Origin of the sequence: Candidatus Symbiopectobacterium sp. (assembly GCF_020054415.1) — a bacterium.
Taxonomy (GTDB): Bacteria; Pseudomonadota; Gammaproteobacteria; order Enterobacterales; family Enterobacteriaceae; genus Symbiopectobacterium.
Genome location: NZ_JAHWCO010000059.1, coordinates 1 through 5,042 on the forward strand (window position 1 = coordinate 1; position 5,042 = coordinate 5,042).

General features: G+C 38.8%; 7 protein-coding genes, 1 tRNA gene and 2 pseudogenes. 5 read left to right on the forward strand and 5 right to left on the reverse strand.

Annotation, left to right across the window (positions count from 1 at the left end; translation table 11 throughout):
* Window positions 1-111 (forward strand): annotated as a pseudogene (locus QZ506_RS01960) (IS110 family transposase); the annotation flags it as partial.
* 238 nt (window positions 112-349) lie between these two features.
* Here QZ506_RS01960 and QZ506_RS01965 read toward each other — a convergent pair.
* A complete protein-coding gene (locus tag QZ506_RS01965; RefSeq protein ID WP_291968668.1) occupies window positions 350-535 on the reverse strand; it encodes a hypothetical protein in 186 nt (61 codons plus the stop codon).
* Window positions 536-687: 152 nt separating this feature from the next.
* Here QZ506_RS01965 and QZ506_RS01970 point away from each other — a divergent pair, with 152 nt between their 5' ends.
* Genes QZ506_RS01970 through QZ506_RS01980 form a run of 3 tightly spaced genes read left to right on the forward strand, consistent with a single transcriptional unit; the run spans window position 688 to window position 1,413 of the window.
* On the forward strand, window positions 688-918 hold the full coding sequence (locus QZ506_RS01970; protein ID WP_291968669.1) for an ANR family transcriptional regulator: 231 nt from the start codon (window positions 688-690) through the stop codon (window positions 916-918).
* Window positions 902-1,180: a VRR-NUC domain-containing protein gene (locus QZ506_RS01975; RefSeq protein WP_291968672.1), complete on the forward strand. Its 279-nt coding sequence runs from the start codon at window positions 902-904 to the stop codon at window positions 1,178-1,180. Before QZ506_RS01970 ends, QZ506_RS01975 begins: the two co-directional genes overlap by 17 nt.
* Window positions 1,177-1,413 (forward strand): hypothetical protein, encoded by a 237-nt coding sequence (locus tag QZ506_RS01980; RefSeq protein WP_291968673.1) that lies wholly within the window; start codon window positions 1,177-1,179, stop codon window positions 1,411-1,413. The genes QZ506_RS01975 and QZ506_RS01980 overlap by 4 nt, the downstream gene beginning before the upstream one ends.
* Before the next feature lie 5 nt (window positions 1,414-1,418).
* On the opposite strand, the gene QZ506_RS01985 is transcribed toward QZ506_RS01980, so the two are convergent.
* Both QZ506_RS01985 and QZ506_RS01990 read right to left on the reverse strand, forming a co-directional pair.
* Window positions 1,419-1,498: transfer RNA gene (locus QZ506_RS01985), tRNA-Gly, on the reverse strand.
* A 10-nt stretch (window positions 1,499-1,508) separates the two neighbouring features.
* Window positions 1,509-1,912 (reverse strand): annotated as a pseudogene (locus QZ506_RS01990) (hypothetical protein).
* Between the two features lie 109 nt (window positions 1,913-2,021).
* Here QZ506_RS01990 and QZ506_RS01995 point away from each other — a divergent pair.
* Window positions 2,022-2,168, forward strand: a complete 147-nt coding sequence (locus QZ506_RS01995; protein WP_291968675.1) for a hypothetical protein — start codon at window positions 2,022-2,024, stop codon at window positions 2,166-2,168.
* Between the two features lie 259 nt (window positions 2,169-2,427).
* Here the strand turns inward: QZ506_RS01995 and QZ506_RS02000 are convergent, their stop codons facing one another.
* Together QZ506_RS02000 and QZ506_RS02005 are read right to left on the reverse strand one after the other, a co-directional pair.
* On the reverse strand, window positions 2,428-4,332 hold the full coding sequence (locus tag QZ506_RS02000) for a collagenase (RefSeq protein WP_291968677.1): 1,905 nt from the start codon (window positions 4,330-4,332) through the stop codon (window positions 2,428-2,430).
* 504 nt (window positions 4,333-4,836) lie between these two features.
* Window positions 4,837-4,962, reverse strand: coding sequence for a hypothetical protein (locus QZ506_RS02005; protein WP_291968679.1), 126 nt, complete (start codon window positions 4,960-4,962; stop codon window positions 4,837-4,839).
* Window positions 4,963-5,042: the final 80 nt, after the last annotated feature.

Below are 5,042 nucleotides of genomic sequence, written 5' to 3' on the forward strand. Positions count from 1 at the left end.
CGGGGGCAACTCGATAACAAACATTCAAATATTGTCGCCTGTGCTCTGGCAAACAAACTGGCGCGAATAGCCTGGTCAATCACAACTAATCACAATGAATATCAGGCCTGATGTTATATAGAACTACATCAAGACACTGATTATTAAGTAATTAAACAGCAGTTACCTATCTGGTTTTGCGAAGACTGATTATTGATGACATGAACGGCATATCGGCCTGCTGAAAAACCTGACGACAAAAATGGCTCACTGAAGCCGAGGGACTTTTCAGGTTCACCAGGCGCGGAATTCATCGAGGCGCGGGCATCTCGCCCACAGGGACGCCGGATAGATTGAAGCAAGCACACCATTAGTCAAAAATCAGTGTTGCAAAAATGGGGGTGACCATAGATTTCTGTACCTGTTCTGCATTGCTATAGGCTAGTGCACAAACTTCCTTTTCGGTACGTTTGGCACAGGCATAGTGGTATTCGACGTAGTAATTGTCACCACCGTCAAGGCTACCACCTAAACTCCGGAAATTTTTCTGCACCATCGCAGACTCCAGCTTCATGAGCAGCATTGGTGATGGATTGGTCAATCTAATTCTAACTTTGTATTTCATGTAGTTAAAACCGTAATCGATATCATGGCGTTAGCAGATAATAACACGGTGCTGACGCTGGCTGTATGTAAGGACTAACCCTTATGTATTTTAGAAATTATGACAGCCCCTTGTATTTCCGGGCTGCGCGTGAAGCTGCACAAATTGAACGCGAGGGCGATTACCGCCGCGCTGCAAAGGTATGGACAAAAGCCAGCCGCTTATCACGCAACGGTGCTAACCAGAAGTGGAGCGAAAACCGCTGTGACTTTTGCCTGATGCAGATCGGGCGGGAAAAGCTGAAAGAGGCGGTTACCGATGGCTTACATCCGTGAATCCACCATCGAAAAGCACCTTGTAGCGGAAGTGAAAAAAGCGGGCGGTATTGCCTACAAGTTTGTGTCACCGGGTAGGCGAGGCGTACCGGATCGGCTTGTGCTTCTGCCTGATGGCAAAGTGCTGTTTGTGGAATGCAAGGCACCGGGGCAGAAAGCACGCACTGCCCAGCAACGCGAACATAACCAGCTCAGGGTGCTGGGATTTACCGTAGTGGTACTGAACAGGAAAATGACAGAAAAATTTATGGAGGATCTATGAAACTGGATAACGCACGGGTGCTGACCTTCAGACACCCCAATATGGGCGATGTCGTCGCTATCACCAACGGCGGCGAGAGTATAGACGATGCCCGCTATCTGGTCAGTCTGGGCAGGCAGCCTAATGAGGACTGGGAAACACGGACGCTCAGGGCGGTGATTGGGTATATGGCGGAAGACAACAGGCGGCTGCGCAAACAGGTTAAGCGCCTGACGCAGGAAGGGTGTTACTGAAAATGTGGAGGGTCGAGCGGGATTCTAACCTGCGTCCTTACGGTTGGGGGAACACGTACGCTCTTCCACACTGAGCTACCGACCCAATTGGCGCATTACAGAACAGGCATGACGAAAGCTTTTACAACCAACGACAGAATACCGATAACCCCAAAACACAGCATCCAGCGCATGAGCTTTTGCTCAGAGCGAATACACGCCATTTCAAGTTGTAACTCTTTGCGGACTAAGGATATCTGAGCCTCGGTTTTCTCGAAGCGATGAGCCACATCCTTACGGACATCGGCGATCTCTGGGGATAAGTCCGGACATCGGATATCTCTTTGCGAACGTCAGCTATATCGCGCTTCACTTCGGCAATATCAGCCTTTGTAGCCACATCCGCCACCTCATGAGACTTGCGTACGACGAGCGAGATCGTACGCGCCTGCTCTCTGGAAATGCCAGCAGTCTCAAGCTCTTCCGATGCCTGCAATGTATCAAATGCAACTTGGCCCATGGGAAACCCTCCTGCGTTAAGCCAAGTGTAAGCGATCTGACCGCCAATCTGCAAAATTTTGCAAGTTATCCCTCTGATAACCACATCCGTTTAATATGGAGACATTGCTATGAGCAAAATTATCACCATCCAGAATACCCGCCTGCCCGTTATCGAATATCAGGGCCAGCGCGTAATTACGACCGATCTGTTGGCTCAAGGGCACGGGACGGATTCTACGCGAATTCGTCAGAATTTTAACGGCTTTGTTGAATAATAGGGAATCGTGCTGTTTTGCCATACTTGGTTTGGCGGAAAATGCTTGTCACTCTAGGTATGCTGTTTTCTTACGCGAGCTAACTGAATGATTTTACGTTGCTAAGATCAGCAGTTTCACTGGGGATGCAGCATAAAATATGTTTATTCAACAAAGCCGTAATTAGGTTGCGTCACTCTTTTTAACACGTAATTACGCGACAGAGAGACACAACCCAAGATATCATTTATTTCACATTATATTTAATCATTGAATCAAATCATCCACGATTAGAATATCTATTTATGCTTATTGAATGGTTAGACTGTTGATTTAGCCAATAATAAAACTCCTCATTATATTTTTGTCCAAAGTTTTTTAAAACTCTAGAATAAGAAGGTTTATCACCGCTGGATCCAATTTCTTGTCTTAGGGAGCGAACTAATTCACCACGAACAGAACGCAGTTGTGGTGAACTATCGAGAAATTTTTGCACAAAATATGGCCAGGCGTATAATCTCTCACTATGCCCATTAGCAGAAAACCCGTCTATATCAATTATTTGCCTCAAGCTAGGTCTATTTTCTGGCTGGCAATTCATTAAAACACTTTCGGCATATTCATTTTTTTTCCCATGCGATATATACTCTGCCAGACCTTCGCTCCACCATGTAATATCCTCTGAGGGAAACATATTAGCATCACCATACTTATTATATTTACCATCAAGATAATGAACAATTTCATGTCCAAAATTATGAATATTATTGTCTTTCATATAAACAAAAATACGTGGTTGATTATTAGGATTGTTAGAATCCCCTTCAATATAAATACCTCCATTATTTGTGTCTATACGGAAAGGATAATTACCATATCGATGGTAGTGATCTTTATTCTTCATCACTATAATTTCCAATGGTTTTGAATAATCATCTCTTACACTTTTTTCCCCGAATGATTCATGAAAATGTTTTAGAACTTTAGTTGCTATAACATTTAGTTTATTTTTCTCTTCATTATTAAAATGATAAGAAGATTTTATTCTATATCCGCTATTAAGTTTGAAATTATGGGGAATGAATTCTTTTTCTAAAATAGGTTTCAAAAAACCAGAAAATACAGACGAGTCATTCTTTTCAAAACTTCTCCCGGTATCTTCTATAAATTTAGTCAAAACAACATTAATTTCCTCACGCAATTCACTTTTGGCTGGTAAGGAATTATATTTCTTTAATATATTATTTAAATTAAAATCAATGTTTTTTTGTGTTTCAAAGCTAATTTTAGGATTGTTTCTCTTCTCAGAATTGATGATGGATGAAAATACATCCAAGGCACAACGAATATGATAAAGAGGAAAATTGTTTTTTTTGGAATTGACAATATTTAAAGATTGGCTGACAAGTTTTAATAAATTCCTCTCTATCGCATCCTTACTCTTAGATAATATCTGACTATCGAGTGTCCCCGGCCTTATATAATAAATTAAATTTAGTAATTTCCCTGTATTAACAGAGAATTCATAATTGTTCAATAGTTTTTCTTGGTTTAAAACATGATACTCCAATATTGCGTTGAAATTTTTATAATTTATAGTGGAATTATCCCCTTGGGAATTATTCTTGGTCATCTCTATCATCGCTGCTACCCAAGAACTTGTTAAACCTAATAATTCTTTATCCGGTTCATTTGATATACCATGAAGATTATTATATGTCTTAGCAAGATAGTCTCCTATTTTGCTTAATGTTCTAGACACAATATTATTTTCGCTTTTCCAATATGGACCAGATGTATCAACTCTATGATAAAAACTTTCAATATATTTTGACAACAAACCAAGATCGCGTTTGTTTATCTCCGGTTCGAGCATTAACTTATTAATAATTTTAATTGAGGCTATTAATGTTTTTTTAGAGTGTTGATAACTTGTCTTTAAGAACAACTCTTTTTCATCATGAAGGTCTTCCATTAATTTTTTTTCTAGTACGGTAAACCTCAGTTTACTTTGAAGGGGATTTAAATATGTTGATGGGATATTTTTTTCAGTTTCATTTTCGACATGTGAATGTCTTTTTTTTTCTAAAACAGCTTCATTTTGTTTATTTTTTACATTATTCACCTCATCGAAGAAAACATTTGAACGATCATTATAACCGACACCACTTAAATTTACTGACATAAACAATAATCTCCATTTATTAATTACAAAACACTAATAAATCATAGCTATATAGCAATTATGTATACATCTATGCAAGTCATAATTTAAATTTAGAACCAATATTTAATAAACACTCCTTATTAACGTTAATTAATTTATATATAAACCAACAACACCCACTATTTGATAGTGAGAAAACAACGCAAAACATAAGGTGTATCGATGAATTTCGATATTTACCAGTAGATTCAACAATGTCTATTTGTAATAATCACTAAATTTAAACAGTTCCATACTCATCCCTTGTTTGAAATCAATAATTAAGTTCTTTATATTTCGCCCATTATTTAATGTAAATAACCCTCATAAAATAAGCTAAATACCTTATTTTTGTTACTGTAGATACTTTGTTAATAATTAAAAATTAATTCATGATAAAAACCAAACTGTATAAAATGGTCACAGGCGTCGAGTTACTTACCCTAAATGGTATAAATAAGATATTTTGTCTGAAAATTGTTATTACAATGGGCTTTGTTGAATAAATAGAACTTTTGGGTAATCATCGGAGCAGATCACCACAGTTGTGGCTTTGTTGAATAAATAGATTTTATGCTGGCAGCCCAGTGAAACGACGGATCCTCGCAACGTAAAATCATGCAGTTAGGCCTCATGAGAAAAGTGTACAGCTGAGATGACAAGCATTTTCAACCAAAACTGGCATGGAA